At 66.4% G+C, this 17950-nt stretch carries 13 protein-coding genes and 4 pseudogenes; 6 read left to right on the top strand and 11 right to left on the bottom strand.

Going from position 1 to position 17950, the window contains the following annotated elements:
- Positions 1–79 precede the first annotated feature (79 nt).
- Positions 80–312, bottom strand: a pseudogene (locus tag MYXE_RS25135) (FAD-dependent oxidoreductase); the annotation flags it as partial.
- Positions 312–1415, bottom strand: a complete 1104-nt coding sequence (locus MYXE_RS20840) for a polyprenyl synthetase family protein (RefSeq protein WP_112650224.1) — start codon at positions 1413–1415, stop codon at positions 312–314. The pseudogene MYXE_RS25135 and the gene MYXE_RS20840, both read right to left, overlap by 1 nt.
- A gap of 184 nt (positions 1416–1599) precedes the next feature.
- On the opposite strand from MYXE_RS20840, the gene MYXE_RS20835 reads away from it, so the two are divergent.
- Positions 1600–2043 (top strand): DUF2784 domain-containing protein, encoded by a 444-nt coding sequence (locus MYXE_RS20835; RefSeq protein WP_172468604.1) that lies wholly within the window; start codon positions 1600–1602, stop codon positions 2041–2043.
- A 48-nt stretch (positions 2044–2091) separates the two neighbouring features.
- On the opposite strand, the pseudogene MYXE_RS20830 reads toward MYXE_RS20835, so the two are convergent.
- The 3 genes and pseudogenes from MYXE_RS20830 to MYXE_RS20820 all read right to left on the bottom strand — a co-directional run.
- Positions 2092–3318: pseudogene (locus tag MYXE_RS20830) on the bottom strand (glycosyltransferase); the annotation flags it as partial.
- A gap of 37 nt (positions 3319–3355) precedes the next feature.
- Complete coding sequence (gene idi, locus MYXE_RS20825) at positions 3356–3922, bottom strand: isopentenyl-diphosphate Delta-isomerase (RefSeq protein WP_003919740.1); 567 nt, start codon at positions 3920–3922, stop codon at positions 3356–3358.
- Positions 3923–3971: 49 nt separating this feature from the next.
- Positions 3972–4874 (bottom strand): MerR family transcriptional regulator, encoded by a 903-nt coding sequence (locus tag MYXE_RS20820; RefSeq protein WP_085196931.1) that lies wholly within the window; start codon positions 4872–4874, stop codon positions 3972–3974.
- Between the two features lie 294 nt (positions 4875–5168).
- Between MYXE_RS20820 and dxs the strand changes: the two genes are divergently transcribed.
- Complete coding sequence (dxs, locus tag MYXE_RS20815; protein WP_232061880.1) at positions 5169–7097, top strand: 1-deoxy-D-xylulose-5-phosphate synthase; 1929 nt, start codon at positions 5169–5171, stop codon at positions 7095–7097.
- Here the strand turns inward: dxs and MYXE_RS20810 are convergent.
- From MYXE_RS20810 to MYXE_RS20795, 4 genes and pseudogenes are all read right to left on the bottom strand, one after another.
- Entirely contained in the window at positions 7030–8319 is a 1290-nt protein-coding gene (locus tag MYXE_RS20810; protein WP_085196926.1) for an SAM-dependent methyltransferase, read from the bottom strand. The genes dxs and MYXE_RS20810 overlap by 68 nt on opposite strands.
- 34 nt (positions 8320–8353) lie before the next feature.
- Positions 8354–8941, bottom strand: a complete 588-nt coding sequence (locus tag MYXE_RS20805; RefSeq protein WP_003919736.1) for a fasciclin domain-containing protein — start codon at positions 8939–8941, stop codon at positions 8354–8356.
- 99 nt (positions 8942–9040) lie between these two features.
- Positions 9041–10794: pseudogene (locus tag MYXE_RS20800) on the bottom strand (cytochrome c biogenesis protein DipZ).
- Between the two features lie 119 nt (positions 10795–10913).
- Positions 10914–11579, bottom strand: coding sequence for a fasciclin domain-containing protein (locus tag MYXE_RS20795; protein WP_039889628.1), 666 nt, complete (start codon positions 11577–11579; stop codon positions 10914–10916).
- A 117-nt stretch (positions 11580–11696) separates the two neighbouring features.
- Between MYXE_RS20795 and lpdA the strand changes: the two genes are divergently transcribed.
- Entirely contained in the window at positions 11697–13094 is a 1398-nt protein-coding gene (lpdA, locus tag MYXE_RS20790) for a dihydrolipoyl dehydrogenase (protein WP_003919732.1), read from the top strand.
- On the top strand, positions 13094–13390 hold the full coding sequence (locus MYXE_RS20785; protein WP_003919731.1) for a hypothetical protein: 297 nt from the start codon (positions 13094–13096) through the stop codon (positions 13388–13390). Before lpdA ends, MYXE_RS20785 begins: the two co-directional genes overlap by 1 nt.
- Here the strand turns inward: MYXE_RS20785 and MYXE_RS20780 are convergent.
- Together MYXE_RS20780 and ramB are read right to left on the bottom strand one after the other, a co-directional pair.
- Positions 13381–13932, bottom strand: a complete 552-nt coding sequence (locus tag MYXE_RS20780) for a carboxymuconolactone decarboxylase family protein (RefSeq protein ID WP_003919730.1) — start codon at positions 13930–13932, stop codon at positions 13381–13383. The genes MYXE_RS20785 and MYXE_RS20780 overlap by 10 nt on opposite strands.
- Positions 13929–15344, bottom strand: coding sequence for an acetate metabolism transcriptional regulator RamB (ramB, locus tag MYXE_RS20775; protein WP_003919729.1), 1416 nt, complete (start codon positions 15342–15344; stop codon positions 13929–13931). The genes MYXE_RS20780 and ramB overlap by 4 nt, the downstream gene beginning before the upstream one ends.
- Before the next feature lie 130 nt (positions 15345–15474).
- On the opposite strand from ramB, the pseudogene MYXE_RS20770 reads away from it, so the two are divergent.
- Positions 15475–16271: pseudogene (locus MYXE_RS20770) on the top strand (acyl-ACP thioesterase domain-containing protein).
- Between the two features lie 279 nt (positions 16272–16550).
- Complete coding sequence (gene aceA / locus MYXE_RS20765; protein ID WP_003919727.1) at positions 16551–17834, top strand: isocitrate lyase; 1284 nt, start codon at positions 16551–16553, stop codon at positions 17832–17834.
- The last annotated feature ends 116 nt before the right edge of the window (positions 17835–17950 follow it).

Here is a 17950-nt window from a genome sequence, read left to right as displayed (position 1 = left end):
GAGGCTTTCGCCGTCGGCGAACACCGCCCGGTAAGCCGGACGCACCGCGCGCAGCTCCAGCCGGTCCGCGGTCGACTCGCCCACGGCCGCAAAGACATCGTCGATGACCTCCGGCATGGTCAGCACCGTCGGCCCGGTGTCCAGGCGGTAGCCGTCGACGTCTTTGCGGCCCGCCCGGCCGCCGGGAACGCCGGCGCGCTCGACCACGGTGACCGCGCGGCCGCGACCCGCCAGATGCAGAGCCGCCGACAGCCCGGCCAGCCCAGCCCCCACCACCACGACGTGGTCAGTTGTGCCCACGACCGTGCGCATCATGCCGCCCGCTGCGAGCATGCCACGGCCATGTCGGCCAACGCGTCGCGCACGCCGTGGTCGATACGGTCGCTGCTGAGCAGTTCCAGCGCGGCGGCGACCCGCTCGGCGATCATCTGCTCGATCAACTCCACTGCGCCGGTGGCCGCGATCAGTGTGCGCCACTGGTCGACGGCGGACTGGTCAAGCTCAGCCGAGCCCATCAACTCCGACAACCGACGCCGTAACCCGTTGTCCGCCAGCTGATAGGCGGCCACCACGACGGTGGTGGCCTTGCGCTCCGACAGATCGGCGCCCGCGGGCTTACCGGTAACCCGCGGCGAGCCGTAGATACCGAGCAGGTCGTCTCGCATCTGAAAGGCCTCGCCCACGGCCTCACCGTAGCCGCTGAGCAGCGTGAGCACATCGTCATCGCAGCCAGCGAGGACGGCTCCGATTTCCAGCGGCCAGCGCACGGTGTAGTTACCCGACTTGCGGCGCGCGACGTCGAGCACCTCAACCAGACTGGGCAGGCTCGCGGCATCGACGACAATGTCACCGAGTTGCCCGACCGCGAGTTCGGTCCGCATGGTGTCGTAGCGCGGCCAGGCGCGGTCGAGGGCGTCGCGGGCGAGTCCGCTTCCCCGCAGCATTTGCTCGGCCCACACCAGGCACAGATCGCCGAGCAGCATCGCGGCCGACTCCCCGAATCGGCTCGACGACCCGGACAGCCCACGGTCGCGATGCCAGCAAGCGAATTGCACGTGCGCCGAGGCGCGCCCGCGGCGCACCGGCGAATCGTCCATTACGTCGTCTTGCAGCAGCGCGAATGCGTGCAGCAACTCGAGGCTGGCGGCCGCCCGCAGCGCCGCCGCCCCGGCATCGGCCCCGCACAGCCAGCCCAGCAATGCGAAGGTCGAGCGCACGCACTTGCCGCCACCGACGAATCCCTGCACGACCTCGGCGGCAATGTCGGCGCCTGGCCCGCGCAGGTCGACCGCGCAGCGGGTGGCGACGAAGTCGGCCACCGAAGCCAGCACGGCGTCGCGCACGCTGGCCCGCCAGGTCTCGAAGGCGGCATTCCCGTCGCGGTATGCCCACCCCACAGTGGGTAACGCGAGCATGCGTTCGTCAACGGCGCTCAACGCGGCCCCTCCGGCCCAGCTGCAGCGTGGGCGTCTGCCGGGCCGTGGCTTCGGGGGCGAGTCGCTTCATGGCTGTCGGAGTACCCCGTTTCCAATGTTGACCACATGCATCGATTGTGCATCGTTTGATAGTGGGGGCAGACTGCGGCCGGGCTGAAGGGAGATGCATCGAAGCCGGATCGGCCACGGTTGCGTCGACCTTCACGCTAACCTGGGCATCCCCATGAGACTTCTGTACCGCGCCGTCGTCGTCGTAGCGGCCGCTGCCCATTTCGCGTACCTGATCTACGTGCCGAGCGGAGGATTTTTGGCGCTGCGCTGGCCGCGCACCATCTGGCTGCACGTGGCGACCGTGGTGTGGGGGGTGGCCGTGGTCAGATGGGCCGCCCCGTGCCCGTTGACGTGGCTGGAGAATATGGCTCGCGAAAAGGCGCAGATGCGTCCGCTGGATCAGGGCGGATTCATCGACCATTACGTCGAAGGAGTGCTCTACCCGGCCGACGCGACCAGGGCCCTGCAGTTGCTCGCATTCGTAGCGGCGGGCGTGTCCTGGCTGGTGTTCGCCCGCGCCGCGCCGCGCCGCTTGCCGCGGCGCGGCCAGCGCTGACCGTCTTCCGACCCGGCGCCGTCGAGTCGAGCTACTGCGCCGCGGCGGCTGGCTGAGCAGACGGCTCTCGATCAGGTCGGCGCCGCGCGCGACGCCTCCGGTGGCGGCGAAACCGGCGGCCACCCGCCGTGCCCCGTCGGTCATCGTCATTGCCTCGTACATGCTGGCCCGCAGCCGCCGCGCGGTCAGCTTTTTCGCCGGCAGCCGGGTTCCGCAGCGTGCCATTTCGACACGTCGCGCCACCTCGGCCTGATCTCGCGCGAACGGTACGACACACACCGGAACACCGCAGTCGAGCGCCTTTTGCGTGGTTCCCATGCCGCCGTGGGTGATCGCGCAGACGGCTCGGGCCAGCACCGCGCGGTGGGAGACGTATTGGCACACAGTCGCATTGGGTGTCCTCGGCATGCCCGCGGGTATGCCGGCCGGGAAGGTGGCGACCACATGGACCGGTTCACCGGCCAACGCCTCCAGCGCGGTCGCTCCCAGCACCGTATCCGCTTGGCGGATCGACGACGTGGACACCAACACGAGGGGCTGTTCGATTCGTGACAGCCACGCCGGAGCGGTCGAGGGCGCTGGCTCGAACGCGCAAGCGCCGATCAGATGCACAGAGTCACCCCAGCCGGGGTGCGGGTATTCCAGCGGTTCGCCACCCACGGCCAGCAGCAGCGGTGCTCGACGTAGAAACTCGTCGACCGACCGGACTGCCGGCGCGCCCAGCCGGCTGCGAATGGCGTTGAGTGGCGGCAGGATCCGACGGTCGAACAAGTGCGCCACAACGGGGCGCACGGCGGCGTCCCGGATCCGGCCCAGCGTGCCGGGCCATGGCCGCAAGCCTGGACCGAATGGCGGCACGCCGGGCGAGCGAAGGAACGGCGTGAACGGCGAAAAGACACCCCAGCGAAGGGTTTTCGCATCAGCGAAGGACATTGCGCCCCAGCAGTTGGCATCCACGATCACCACATCCGGGCACACCAGCTCGATCGCCCCGCGCAGGTCGTCGACTTCAAGCGCGGCGCGCCGGCAGAAAACATCGATCGACATCTTCAACACGTCGAGCGCATTTCGGGTGGTCCAATCCCGTCCCACGATCGCCTCGATGCGCGGGTCAACGGCTTGGGCCTTGACGCCAATCCGGCGCGCGTCGACGACCCCGGCGGCCATTGTCCGAAGGTGAACCTGGTGTCCGCGCGCGACCAGTTCCGACAGCAGCGCGCACAACGGGAACAGGTGACCCAGCGATGGGGAGCCGTAGGCGAGGATGACCGACATGCCGTGTCCCTAAACCCGCGCGCCTGTACCCGCTGCCCTAGCGCCAGCGCCCAAGGTCGGCATCCTCCAGCAGCAAAATCTGGGCGGCGGCCCACGGGCTCAGCGGCCAGGACAGCTCGGCCGCCGCCCGCAACTCGGGCCACGAGACCCAGCGCCAGTCCATCACCTCGTCGGCCGCCGGCTGCACCGGCCCCTGGGCGCGGGCGAAAAACACCGGACACAGTTCGTTTTCGACGGTGCCGTCGGTTGCGGTGGCGCGATAGCGAAAATGCGGCAGCACGCATTCCAAGTGGTCGATCTGCAAACCCAACTCATGACGGGCGCGGCGCCGCACCGCTTCGGACAGCGGTTCGTCGGGCAGTGGATGGCCGCAGCACGAGTTCGTCCACACTCCGGGCCATGTACGCTTCGTCAATGCCCGCCGGGTCAACAGGACCTGTCCGCGCCGATCGAACAGGTAGCAGGAAAAACCCAGATGAAGCGGGGTTGCCCGGTGATGCACTACCGCCTTGGGCAGGGTTCCGATGGGCCGGGCGTGTTCGTCGACCAAGACGACGAGTTCTTCGCGTGGCAGCGGCAAGCTATCGAGCACACCACCACACATACCCGACTGATGCACAGCCGATGCACTAACCGTCGAAGATGGCATCCGATCAGCCCTCTCGGGAAGCCTGGCTGATTCGCGTGGTCAGTATTTGCACCGCATCACGAAGCGATTTTGGGCGCACCGTCGCCGGTGGCAGGCGCACGGAGTCCCACCCGGGTCCCGCGGCCATCACCTGTGGTGCCGCCTTGGCGACCGTCCTGATCATGGCCGCATCCGCGGTGTCGGCAGTTTGCGACCAGATCACCACCGCCCTCGGCTGTGAGCCCCGCGCCAGCGCGTCGACCACCGCCTCGACGGGGACCGCGGCCCCCAGCATCAACACCCCGCAGCCGCGCTCACACAACGCGGCACGAAGTGCTTCCAGCGGCAGGGCATGGGTTTCGTCGGCGGTGCAGGCCAAGATCACCGAGGTCGGCGTCCAGGTGGGCGGCATCGGTACCTTCTGGAACGAGCGCGCAACCGCCCACGACAGCATGTGTTCGATGTCGATGCATTTCTCGCCCTCGCGTTGGCGGCCTTCGATAACCGCGAAGACCGGCCGCACCAGCAAGTCCCAGGTGTCGAGCACCCCGTAGTGGCGCAGATGACGCTCGATGATCAGCGCAGCATTGATCGCGTCGAGCCCGAACGCGGCGGCCAAGAGCGGAGCCGTCTCGGCATAGCCGGGTGTCGCCGACGCCATCGCGGTCCGCGCCGCACTTCGGGGGCTGACGCCTTGGTCGATCAGCGTTCGCATGTGGCGCAACGTCTGAAGGTCGTTGTCGCTGTAAAGGCGATGGGCACCCGGTCGATGCTCGGCCGGACCGATGCCGTAGCGCCGGGTCCAGCTGCGCAGGGTCGCGGTCGGCACACCCAGCAACTGTGCGGCCGCCCGCACGGTATATCTCGGCCGGGCTTCGTCGTCGGACTGTGGACCGCGTTCGGCAACCGCCGGCTCGTCTGCCGTCACCGCAGGAGACCAGCCGGAGCGCAACTGCCTGCGGCTAGCTCCCGGTGTGGTTCGATTCACGCGCCCTCACAGCCCCCGGACAGTCGCCGGCGTGCACTGCCTCGACGCGGCCAGGATAGGCGCTGCGGTGTCGGGGCCGCCCGCTTCTCCCGATACGGGCGTCGGTTTCCGATCTGCGGCGGCTAGGGCTCCGAATAGCTTGTGGGAGCAACGGAAGCGGTGGCCAGGATGACACCCAAACCGACAAGTGCGACTCTGCCGCACCGGTTTGATGACGAGGGGTAACCGGTGCAGCTGTTGTCCACGATCCGCGGACCGTACGACCTGAAGGCCCTTGATAAAGCGCAGCTGATGCAGCTCGCCGCGGAGGTTCGGGAGTTCTTGGTCGCCGCGCTCGCAATAACAGGTGGGCATCTCGGGTCGAACCTCGGCGTGGTGGAGCTCACCATTGCGTTGCACCGCGTCTTCGACTCGCCGCGCGATCTGATCCTGTTCGACGTCGGCCACCAGGCCTACGTGCACAAGATGCTCACCGGCCGACAGGGCGGCTTCGCCACTCTGCGTCGAGCTGGCGGCCTGTCGGGCTATCCGAGCCGCGGGGAATCTCCGCATGATGTGGTCGAGAACTCCCACGCCTCCGCGGCGCTGTCCTACGCCGACGGGCTGGCTAAGGCCTTCGCGTTGCGCGGGCAGCATGGCCGGCGGGTGGTTGCCGTCGTGGGTGACGGCGCACTGACCGGCGGCATGTGCTGGGAGGCGCTCAACAACATCGCCGCCCAGCCCCGCCACCCGATCGTCATCGTCATCAACGACAACGGCCGCTCCTACGATCCGACCACTGGGGCGCTGGCCGAGCATCTGGCCCACCTGCGGATGCGCCCCGACTACGAGCGGTACAAGTCGCTAGCCAAGGCGGCGCTGCCGCGCGTGCCGCTGGCCGGGCTGCCGCTCTACCAGGCGTTGCGCCGCCTCAAGCGAGGGATCAAAGATTTGGTGGCGCCCCAGCCGCTGTTCGAAGATCTTGGCCTGAAGTACCTGGGCCCCATCGATGGCCATAACATCGCGTCGCTGGAGAAAGCGTTGTGCCGGGCCCGCGACTTCGGTGCACCGGTCGTCGTGCACTGCATCACCCGCAAAGGCTTCGGCTACCCACCGGCGCTGCGTGACCCGGTCGACTGCCTGCACGGGGTCGGCGCGTTCGACGTGGCCACCGGGGCCCAGCGACCGGCCGCCCGCAGCTGGGACGACGTGGTCGGCGAGCAGCTGGTGGCGCTAGCGCGCCGAGACCCGGCAGTAGTCGCGGTCACTGCGGCAATGACACACTCGGTCAACCTGGCCGCGATGGCCGCCGAATTCCCCGACCGGGTCTTCGACGTCGGCATCGCCGAACAGCACGCCGTGACCCATGCAGCCGGCCTGGCGATGGGTGGGCTCAAGCCCGTGGTCTGTCTCTACGCCACCTTCCTCAACCGCGCCTTCGACCAGTTGCTCATGGACGTCGCCCTGCATCGCCAGCCGGTCACATTCGTGCTCAACCGGGCCGGAATCACCGGGCCGGACGGGCCGTCGCACCATGGCATGTGGGACCTGTCCTACCTGCAGCTGGTTCCCGGCTTGGCGTTGGCAGCCCCCCGCGACGCCAGCAGCGCGGCCGCGCTGCTACACGCATGCGTGAGGCGCAGCGACGGCCCCAGTGTGATCCGCTTCCCGAAGGCGCCGGTCGGCCCGGACATCAAAGCGCTGGAAACCGTTGACGGTGTCGACGTGCTCGCCCGGGCCCAGACCCGCGACGTGCTGCTTGTCGGTGTGGGGGCGATGGCGGCCCTCGCGCTGCGGGTGGCCGCGCGGGCCGCCGCCCACGGCATCGGGGTCACCGTCGTCGACCCGGGCTTCCTGCTGCCGGTGAACCCTGCCCTGGTGGCCATGGCCGGTGACTATCGCCTGGTGGCCGCCGTCGAGGACAACGTTCGCGTCGGCGGTGTGGGTGCTCGGCTTGCTCTGGAACTGGCTGACACCGGCGTGGATGTCCCGGTCCGCGTGTTCGGGCTGCCGGCCCGGTTCATCGACCACGGCGCCCGCGCCGACCTGCTGCGCGAGCACGGTCTGTCTGACCGGCAGATCGCGGGCGCCTTGGTCGACGCCTTCGGTGCGAGGGCTATGACGCCGGCGTCGCCCAAGGGCGGGTCCACGGCATCGCGGCCTGACCGTCGGCGGTGGGCTTGACCGCCAGAATCTGGTCGACGCCCATGCGGCCCTGCTCGAACGCCAGCGCGCCGCCCACCAGATACAGCCGCCACACCCGGGCCGCCTGGTCGCCCTGCAGGGCGACGAACTGGTCGTAGTGCTTGTCGAATGTCTCGATCCAGTGCCGTGCGGTGCGTGCGTAGTGTTCGCGCATGGCCTCGACGTCGCGCACCTCGAAGCCCGCCTTCTCTAGATAACTCAGCGTGTGCGCCAGTGGGCGCATGTGCATGTCGGGCGCGATGTAGCGCTCGATGAACGGCCCACCGCCCGGCGCGGCATCGCTTCGCCGCGACATCTGCTGCAGCAGGAGCCGCCCCGTCGGCGTGAGTGCCCGAAACAGCATGCGCGCATAGTCGAGGTAGCGCTTTTCGCCGACGTGCTCGCCCATCTCGATCGAGCTGACCGCATCGAAAGACTCGCTGGTACCAGGCAGCGCGTCGAAATCGCGGTAGTCCAGCAGTCTCACGTCGACGTTGTCCACCCGGCGTTCGGCCAGCCGACCGGCGATGAAGTCCCGTTGTTGCTGCGACAGCGTAATCCCGGTGGCGTGCACGCCGTAATGCGTTGCCGCATAACAGATTAGCGACCCCCAGCCGCAGCCGACGTCCAGCAGCCGCATGCCTGGGCGGAGGTCCAGCTTGCGGCAGATCAGATCCAGTTTCGCGGTCTGCGCCTCGTCGAGCGACTGTCCGTCGTGGGTGAAATACGCCGACGAGTAGGTCATCTGCTCGTCGAGCAGCAGCCGATAGAACTCGTTGGACAGGTCGTAGTGGTGCGCGATCGCCGCCCGGTCCCGCCTGCGGGAGTGTCGCCGACCGGTCAGCCGCGCCTCAGCGGCGGGCGGGGCGGGCGGCGCTCCGAGCGCTCCTAAGCTTGCCGCGACGAGCACTGCTCTTGTCTTGTCCCGCCACGAGATTCGCCCAGTTCGGTGCCGGTTGTTCGACTGCCGGGCACCGGCCCAGGCCAGTCGCAAGCCGTCGGCAAGGTCGCCGTCGACGTCGATGTCGCCAGACACGTACGCCCGTGCGAGGCCCAATTCCCCTGGTGCCCAGAGCAATCGGCGTAGCGCACGCCGTGAGCGGATGACCAGCACGGGCGCGCTGGACGGCCCGGCCTCGCTGCCGTCCCACGCCCGGATTCGCACCGGAAGCGTAAATCCGACGACCTCGCAGAACAATTCTGCTAAACGGTCGGCGATCACGACGGCGCGAATCCGGGCAGGGTTCGGGTGTCGCCTACATACCGGGTGGCATCAGCACGGTGTCGATCATGTACACCGTCGCGTTGGCGGTGGGCACTCCGCCGCACACCAGCCCGGCGTTGTTGATCCGCAGGTTGTTGCCCTGACCGGTCACCGTCACGTTGCCGCCCTGCAGCGTCTTGTGCGTGCCGGGGATCTTGGCGGGGCTCAGCTGGCCCTGCACCACGTGGTAGGTCAGGATGCTTTTCAGCAAGTCCGCGTTGGTCTTCAGTTGGTCGATGGTCGACGAGGGGAGCTTGTTGAACGCATCATCGGTCGGCGCGAAAACGGTGTACTGACCGTTGTTGAGGGTGTCGACCAGGTTGACCTGCGGGTTGAGCTGGCCGGAGACCGCCGCGGTCAGTGTGGTCAGCTCGGGGTTGTTCGACGCCGCGGTCGCGACCGGGTCCTGCGACATGCCTTCCACCGACGCGGGACCGCTGGGATGCAGCGCCGCGTAGTCCGCGCATCCCGGGCCGACCAGATCGGCTGCCGACGCGGTCGGCGACATGCCCACCGCGAGACCCACCATCGTGGCCGCGGCAAAACCGGTCGCCGCCAGCGTCTTGGTTGCGATTTTCATTGCCTTTACTCCTTTGGTGACTGCCTGTGTTGACACCCGGACATGGATTCTTCGGAGCCGACCACCTGTTGGACGGGTCACACATGGCGCGGATTGCGTTCAGCCGTAGGTGAAGGAGTACACCTGCAGCCCCTTGGTGAGGCGCACCTCCAGTGTTCCGGACGCCACCCGGTCGCCGGAGACGATTTGATGGGACGTCGGTGGTCCGCTGATCGGTAGCGCCGTCGACTTGCCGTCACGGATCACCGTGACCGTCCCGGTGCCGCCGGCGACGAGGTAGACGTTCTTGGCGTGATAGTTGAGTTCGATGCTCGAGTTGTCGTCCTGGGCGGTGGCGCCCTGATAGTCCAATGACCAGGGGCCGCTCAGCGCGAAGCTGTCCGCGGGCAGGCTCGGCGGATAGCTGAATGTGGCGGTGCCCTCGTCGTATACCCCGCCGCCGGCGTAGTTGACCACCTTGCCGACCCCGAGGTAGGTCTCGGGGGTGGTGTGCTGCTTGGGGGTGAGATCGGGCGCGTCGACGGCCGGGGGCAGCCTGACCCCAGGATCGGCGTCGGTGAGCAGTTGCCTGATCAGCCGCTCGGTGACGGTGTAGTCGCCCTCGCCGAACTTGATATGCCGCACCACTCCGTTGGCGTCGATCAGGTACTCAGCGGGCCAATACCTGTTGCGGTAGTTAGTCCAGGTGGAGTAACCGTTGTCCAGCGCGATCGGGTAGGTGATGCCCAAGTCGGCGGCGCCCTTTTCGACGTTGCCGGTGACCTTCTCGAATGCGTACTCGGGGGTGTGCACGCCGATCACCTCGAAACCGCGGCCGCTGTCTTTGTAGGCCCGGTACCAGCCTTCGACGTGCGGGATGGCGCGTTGGCAGTTGATGCACGAATACGCCCAAAAGTCGATGAGCACCACCTTGCCGCGCAGCGAGCGCAGGTCGACGGGTTTGTTGCCGGGCGTGTTCAGCCATGCGGCGATGCCTTTGAGATCGGGTGCCGGGCCGCAGTTTTCCAGCTGCGAGGCCCCGTTGCTGCAGTTCGACAGCTGCCTGTTCTGGTCGGTGACGATCCCGCCCAGATTGAGCTTCTGCCGGATCTGCTCGCCGCCGCCGACTTTCTCCTGCAGTGAGTTGGTGTAGTCGGGAATCGCGCGCTGCAGCACCGCAGGCAGGTTCAAGACCAACGCAACAGCGAGCAAAATCGTCACAATGCCTGCGGCGACACGAATCTCACGCTGACGCCGCCGAAAAGCACTGACCCGTTCGGCCACCCGCTGGCCGGCCAAAGCGAAGAACAACAACGGCACCGCGGTGCCCACCGCGAACGCCACGGTGAGCACGACAACTCCCACGCCGATGCTCGCGGTGGCCCCGGCGACGACGATCGCGGCCAGCACCGGGCCCGCGCACGGCACATACAGCACGCCGAGCGCCAGACCCAGCCCGAAGCCGTTGCGGCGGGTGGTGATCCGCATCTGGGGTATGCGGGTGAACGGGCGCTCCAGCAGCTGTTCGAACCGGGGGAAGATGAGGCCCAACCCGATCGCCACCAACGCCGCCAGCGCGACCCAGCGAATCGCGTCTTGCGGCAGGTGCAGCAGTGACAGCAACGCCGAGCCGAGCAGGGTGACCAGGCTGAAGCTCAGCACCAGTCCACCGATCACCAGGTAAGGCCGCAAGGTTTCCGACAGTGAGCGCTTCGCTGCGACGACGACGGCGCCACCGGAGTCCGCCGCCTGGGCGGAGTCGCCGGGGCGCGTTGCGCGCCGGCGAAAAAGATCACCGGCAAGACCGGGAGGATGCACGGTGAAATACCAGTGATCAGGCCGCCGACGAAGCCGATCAGCGCGAGGGTGAACATATCCGTTATTCGCTGCCGCATCGGCCACGGATGGGTGGGCAAAGCGCCGGATCGGTTGGGCCGCAACAGCATGCACGGCAGTCCGGCAAACCGGACTGCCGTGCATGACGGCCGGGTGATTACTGCGCGGGCGGCATCAGCACCGTGTCGATCATGTACACCGTCGCGTTGGCGGTATGGACCCCGCCGCAGACCAGTCCGGCGTTGTTGACTTTGAGGTCGTTGCCCTGGCCGGCCACCGTCACGTCAGCGCCTTGGAGGGTTTTGTGTGTGCCGTCGACCTTTGCCGGGCTCAGCTGGCCCTGCACCACGTGGTAGGTCAGGATGCTTTTCAGCATCTGCGAGTCGGTCTTGAGCTGGTCGATCGTGCCCGCCGGGAGCTTGTTGAAGGCGTCGTTGGTCGGGGCGAACACCGTGTATTGACCGTTGTTGAGGGTATCGACCAGGTTCACGTTCGGATTCAGCTGGCCTGAGAGCGCCGACGTCAGCGTCGAAAGCATCGGGTTGTTCGACGCGGCGGTGGCAACCGGGTCCTGCGCCATGCCGGCCACCGAGGCCGGACCGCTGGGGTGCAGCGCCGCATAGTCCGAGCACCCGGGACCGACCAGGTCGGCCGCCGGGTCCGCCATCGCCGACGACGTCGCGGGTGCAGCCGTGCTGGTGGCCGGCTTCATGCTTGTCGTCTGCTCCGACTCGGACTTGTGGCTTGAGCAAGCCGCGAAGCCCACGATGGCGGTGGCCGCAAGGCCGGCCGCCGCGAGTGTCTTGGTCGAAATGTTCGTCATCGGGTTGTCACTCCTGCGTCACGGACGGCCTGCTGCCGCCGCCCTCCTGGTCGGACATCGGGTATTCGGAGCGACCACGATGACGGATGGGTATCGGATCCCACTAGGGTGGGCACGGTGAGTTCTCACTACGATGTCGTCGTTCTCGGAGCGGGTCCCGGCGGCTACGTCGCAGCCATTCGGGCCGCGCAACTGGGGCTGAACACCGCAGTCGTCGAACCCAAGTACTGGGGCGGGGTATGCCTCAACGTCGGCTGCATCCCGTCCAAGTCGCTACTGCGCAACGCCGAACTGGCCCACATCGTCACCAAGGAAGCCAAAACGTTCGGCATCAGCGGCGAGGTGAGCCTCGACTACGGCATCGCCTACGACCGCAGCCGCAAGGTGGCCGAGGGTCGCGTTGCCGGTGTCCACTTCTTGATGAAGAAGAACAAGATCACCGAGATCCACGGCTACGGCAGCTTTGTCGACGCCAACACCGTTTCGGTCGAGCTCAACGACGGCGGCACACAGTCCGTGACCTTCGACCACGCGATCATCGCCACCGGCAGTAGCACGCGACTGGTGCCGGGCACATCGCTTTCGCGAAACGTCGTCACGTACGAAGAGCTGATCATGACTCGGGAGCTACCCACGTCGATCGTCATCGCCGGGGCCGGCGCGATCGGCATGGAGTTCGGCTACGTGCTGTCTAATTACGGTGTCGATGTGACGATCGTCGAGTTTCTGCCGAGGGCGCTGCCCAACGAAGACGCCGACGTGTCCAAAGAAATCGAGAAGCAGTTCAAGAAACTCGGGGTCAAGATCCTCACCGGGACCAAGGTCGAGGGCATCAATGACGATGGCACCCAGGTGAGCGTCACGGTCAGCAGGGACGGCCAACCTCAAGAGCTCACTGCCGAAAAAGTGTTGCAGGCCATCGGTTTTGCACCCAACGTCGAGGGCTACGGCCTGGAGAAGGCGGGTGTGGCGCTGACCGACGGCAATGCTATCGGTATCAACGACAACATGCGCACCAGCGTGGGCCACATCTACGCGATCGGCGACGTAACCGGTAAGGCAATGCTCGCGCACGTTGCCGAGGCACAGGGTGTAATTGCAGCCGAAACCATCGCCGGCGCAGAGACTTTGACGCTCGGCGACTATCGTATGCTGCCGCGCGCCACCTTCTGCCAGCCGCAGGTCGCCAGTTTCGGGCTCACCGAGCAGCAGGCCCGCGACGAGGGCTACGACGTCAAGGTTGCCAAGTTCCCGTTCACCGCCAACGGAAAAGCGCATGGGCTCGGCGATCCGAGCGGTTTCGTCAAACTCGTCGCCGACGCCCGCTACGGCGAATTGCTCGGGGGGCATCTGGTCGGCCACGACGTGTCCGAGCTGCTGCCCGAGCTCACGTTGGCGCAAAAGTGGGACCTGAGCGCGAATGAGTTGGCGCGCAACGTGCACACCCATCCGACGATGTCGGAGGCACTGCAGGAATGCTTCCACGGTCTGGTTGGCCACATGATCAACTTCTGATGCTGCTGCTGGGCGACGGGCCGGAGCACGGCGCGACGATTCTCGGTGTCGTCGCCGGAGTCCTGGTCGGTTATATCGGCTGGCTGCTGGCAATCTCGATCGGCGCTGCCACCACGACGGTGAGCCGGTGGAGCGCGGTGGTGCTCATCTTGTCGCTGGTGCTGGCCGCGTGCGCCGGGTGGTGGGGCTGGCGGCTGCGCCGGCGGCGAAACTATCCGTGGGCAGCATTCGCATTTGCGCTGCCGGTCCTTCCGGTCGTGTTGACGTTGGCCGTGCTGAGCTCGACCTACCTGTGATCCGGGTGGTCCAGCGGTAGGTCGAGCGCGGACATCGTCGCTGCCAGCCCGTCGTATTGGCCCGCGAGCATGCAGAATTCGATCAGTTGGCGGCGATCGAGATGGCCGGAAAGCTCCTGCCAGGTGTCGTCGCTGATCGAGCGGTCGAGGACGAACTCGTCGGTGGCCTTCAGCAGCCCCTGCTGGCGGGGAGTGAGCCGGTTGGACGCCGCGGGCCAGTTGAAGATCGCCTCCTGCGTCTGCTCATCGAGCCCGCGGCGGCGTGCCATCCGGCGGTGATGCTGTAGCTCGTATTCGCACGAGCGCAGATGCGCGACGCGCAGGATCACCAGCTCGGTGTCGGCGCGCGGTAACCGCCCGCGCAACAGTGCGCCCGAATACGGCAGCCACAGCCAGAACAGCCGCTTGTGCTGACCGAGCGTGGTGAACAGATGCATTTCCGGGGCGCTGACGGTCCGCGCGCCGAATTTGGCCAGCACCCAATTGATCAGCCCGAGCTCGCGCACACCCCCCGACGGGATGCGGCCCACGTGCGCCGTCACGCCGGCTTCACCAGATAGGGGGATACCGTGCTGCGGTGCTCGTCGAGATCGAGCGCGCGGCCCAGCGCCGGAAACGCCCGCTGCGGGCAGTTGTCGCGTTCGCACACCCGGCAGCCCGCGCCGATCGGTGTGGCGTTATCTCCCGACAAGTCCAGTCCTTCCGAGTAGACGAGCCGGTGGGCGTGGCGAAGCTCGCAGCCCAGCCCGATCGCGAACGTCTTACCGGGCTGACCATACCGTGACGCCCGCCGCTCGACGGTGCGGGCCACCCACATGTAGTTGCGCCCGTCGGGCATCTGCGCGATCTGTACCAGGATCTTGCCGGGGTTGGCGAACGTCTCGTAGACGTTCCACAACGGGCAGGTGCCGCCGCTGGACGAGAAGTGAAACCCTGTGGCGGACTGTCGTTTTGACATGTTGCCTGCGCGGTCGACGCGGACGAACGAGAACGGCACTCCACGCATCGACGGCCGCTGCAGGGTCGAAAGCCGGTGGCAGATGGTCTCGTAGCTGACACCGTAGAACGCCGAGAGCCGTTCGATGTCGTAGCGGAAGTTCTCGGCGACATCGTGAAACTGCCGATACGGCAACACTGTCGCGGCCGCGAAGTAGTTGGCCAGCCCAAGCCTGGCCAGCTTGCGGGACTCCTCGGAGGTGAACTTGCCCTCTTCGACCATGGCATCGATCAGCTCACCGAATTCCAGGTAGGCCAATTCGGCGGCCATCTTGAACACCTGCTGGCCCGGCGACAGGTGGCTGCTGATTTCCAGGGTTTTGGTCTTCGGGTCGTAGCGGTGCAACACGGTGTCGCCGAGGTCGATGCGCTTGTTGATGTGCACACCGTGCACGTCGGTGAGTCGGCGAGCCAACTCTCGGCCCAGATCGCCGCGGTGCATGCGCATCCGGATGGTGAGGTCCTCGGCGGCGGTGTCGAGCTCGTGCAGGTAGTTCTGGCGCTGGTAGAAGTAGTCGCGAACCTCTTCGTGCGGCATGGTGAGCAGCCCGCTGCCGCTGCCGTCGAAATATCGCTCCTCGGTGGCGGCCGCCAGTTGCGCGGCGGTGATCCGGTAGCGCCGGTGCAGGTTGACCATGGCACGGGCCAGCTTCGGGTGGGCGGCAACCATTTCGGCGACCTCGGTCATGTCGACGTCGACATTTAAGTCGCGGTCCAACATCACCTCACGCAATTCGGCCACCAGTCGGGTGTCGTCCTGAGAGGCGAAGAACGTCGCGTCCACCCCGAACACCTCGGTGATCCGCAGCAGCACCGCCACAGTCAGCGGCCGCACGTCATGTTCGATCTGATTGAGGTAGCTCGGGGAAATGTCGAGCATCTGGGCCAACGCGGCCTGGCTGAAGCCGCGCTCCTTGCGCAGCTGACGAACCCGTGAGCCGACAAACGTCTTGGTCACGAGGGTCAGCGTACCGGGTTGCGAAGTTCGGCTTCGCAGGCTTGGCACGACTGCGTCGATTGGTGCGGTAGCTAGCTGGTTTGGCATGATTCGCAGAAGTCGTTTAGGGGGAGCACAGGGGAGTACCGCGTTGAGCCTGGACAAAGTGATGATGCCGGTGCCGGACGGCCATCCTGCCGTCTTCGAACGGGAATGGCCGCTACGGGTCGCTGACATCGACCGCGAAGGCCGGCTGCGGCTGGATGCGGCCGCCCGTCACATCCAGGACATCGGCCAGGACCATCTGCGGGAGTTGGGTTTTGAGGAAACGCATCCGCTGTGGATCGTTCGGCGCACCATGGTGGACCTGGTCAGGCCGATCAAGTTTCAGGACATGCTGCGGCTGCGGCGCTGGTGCTCCGGCACGTCCAACCGCTGGTGCGAGATGCGGGTTCGCATCGATGGGCGCAAGGGCGGATTGCTCGAGTCGGAGGCGTTCTGGATCAACATCAACCGCGATACCCAGATGCCGGCGCGCATCGCCGACGATTTTTTTTGGCCGGCCTGCGCCGCACCACCGATATCGACCGGCTGCGGTGGAAGCCCTATCTGACGGCGGAAAGCCGCGACGACGCCCTGGAGATCCACGAGTATCCGGTCCGCTTCACCGACATCGACCTGTTCGATCACATGAACAACGCGGTGTATTGGAGCGTGATCGAGGACTACCTGTCCGGCTATCCCGAGATGCTCAACGTACCGCTGCGGGTGACCATCGAGCACGATGCGCCGGTGGCGTTGGGCGACAAGCTGGAAATCATGTCGCACGTGCACCCGCCCTGCTCGACCGACCAGTTCGGTCCCGGAATGAGCGACCGCACTGTTACAACGCTCACATACGTCGTCGGCGACGAGGTCAAAGCGGTCGCATCGATCTTCGCTTTGTAGCCGCGGCGCGGCGATCGGCGCCGTCGATCAACACGCGGGTTGACCTGCGGCTTTGTGTTACCAGCGGGTAGCTACTGACCGGATTCCGCCAAGCTGGACTTGGCAGGATTTGCAAAACTGAGCTAAGTCGTAGCGGAAGTTCGCACCTGCAAGCGGTGGACCAGCGAAGCTAACGTGTGCCATTGTCGGCTTAACACACCAAGGAAGCCGCTGGCGGGTTAGCAATCCTGGAAAGCCGGGGCCTGCCAGCGATGCGAAAACAAGAAGGAGCCGTCTTCGATGTCGACCGTTGGCACGCCCAAAAGCGCGGAGCAGATTCAGCACGACTGGGACACCAATCCGCGCTGGAAGGACGTCACCCGGACCTACACCGCTGCCGATGTGGTGGCTTTGCAGGGCAGTGTGGTCGAGGAGCACACGCTGGCTCGCCGCGGCGCCGAGGTGCTGTGGGAGCAACTGCACGACCTCGAGTGGGTCAACGCGCTGGGCGCGCTGACCGGCAACCAGGCCGTGCAGCAGGTGCGCGCTGGCCTGAAGGCGATCTACCTGTCCGGATGGCAGGTTGCCGGTGATGCCAACCTGGCCGCGCAGACCTATCCCGACCAGAGCCTCTACCCAGCGAATTCGGTGCCGCAGATCGTGCGCCGCATCAACAACGCGCTGCAGCGCGCCGACCAGATCGCCAAGATCGAAGGCGACAAGTCGGTGGAGAACTGGCTGGCACCGATCGTCGCCGACGCCGAGGCCGGCTTCGGCGGTGCGCTCAACGTCTTCGAATTGCAGAAGGCGATGATCGCCGCTGGCGCGGCGGGCACCCACTGGGAAGACCAGTTGGCCTCGGAGAAGAAATGCGGGCACCTGGGCGGCAAGGTGCTGATCCCGACCCAGCAGCACATCCGCACGTTGACGTCGGCGCGGCTGGCCGCCGACGTGTGTGACGTCCCCACGGTGATCATCGCGCGCACCGACGCCGAGGCGGCCACGCTGATCACCTCCGACATCGACGAGCGCGACCGGCCGTTCATCACCGGTGAGCGCACCCGAGAGGGCTTCTACCGCACGCAAAACGGCATCGAGCCGTGCATCGCCCGGGCCAAGGCCTACGCGCCGTTCGCCGACCTGATCTGGATGGAGACCGGCACACCCGACCTGGAGCTCGCCAAGCAGTTCGCTGAGGCGGTCAAGGCCGAGTTCCCGGACCAGATGCTGGCCTACAACTGCTCGCCGTCGTTCAACTGGAAAAAGCACCTCGACGACTCGACCATCGCCAAGTTCCAAAAAGAGCTTGCCGCAATGGGATTCAAGTTCCAGTTCATCACGCTGGCTGGCTTCCACGCACTCAACTACTCGATGTTTGACCTGGCCTACGGCTATGCCCGCAATCAGATGAGCGCCTACGTGGAGCTGCAGGAACGCGAGTTCGCCGCCGAGGAGCGCGGGTACACCGCGACCAAACACCAACGTGAGGTCGGCGCCGGTTACTTCGACCGCATCGCCACCACGGTCGACCCGAACTCGTCGACGACGGCCCTGACCGGCTCGACCGAAGAGGGTCAGTTCTGACCTAGTGCCGAGCAGACGCAGAATCGCACATTTGCGGCCGCAATGATGCGATTCTGCGTCTGCTCGCCGGTAGAAAGGACACCGTGACTATCGAACGAGTAGGTGTTGTCGGAGCC

The organism is Mycobacterium xenopi, assembly GCF_009936235.1.
In the GTDB taxonomy this organism is placed as follows: domain Bacteria; phylum Actinomycetota; class Actinomycetes; order Mycobacteriales; family Mycobacteriaceae; genus Mycobacterium; species Mycobacterium xenopi.
The sequence above is the reverse complement of the archived record's forward strand: the minus strand, read 5'-3'. Positions and strand labels throughout refer to the sequence as shown.

Bases quoted from the DNA above. Each gene is read 5' to 3' on its own strand.
- MYXE_RS20840 (WP_112650224.1), bottom strand. From the start codon at position 1,415: ATGCTCGCGTTACCCACTGTGGGGTGGGCATACCGCGACGGGAATGCC.
- MYXE_RS20835 (WP_172468604.1), top strand. From the start codon at position 1,600: ATGCATCGAAGCCGGATCGGCCACGGTTGCGTCGACCTTCACGCTAAC.
- idi (WP_003919740.1), bottom strand. From the start codon at position 3,922: ATGTGTGGTGGTGTGCTCGATAGCTTGCCGCTGCCACGCGAAGAACTC.
- MYXE_RS20805 (WP_003919736.1), bottom strand. From the start codon at position 8,941: ATGAAAATCGCAACCAAGACGCTGGCGGCGACCGGTTTTGCCGCGGCC.
- MYXE_RS20795 (WP_039889628.1), bottom strand. From the start codon at position 11,579: ATGACGAACATTTCGACCAAGACACTCGCGGCGGCCGGCCTTGCGGCC.
- MYXE_RS20785 (WP_003919731.1), top strand. From the start codon at position 13,094: ATGCTGCTGCTGGGCGACGGGCCGGAGCACGGCGCGACGATTCTCGGT.
- aceA (WP_003919727.1), top strand. From the start codon at position 16,551: ATGTCGACCGTTGGCACGCCCAAAAGCGCGGAGCAGATTCAGCACGAC.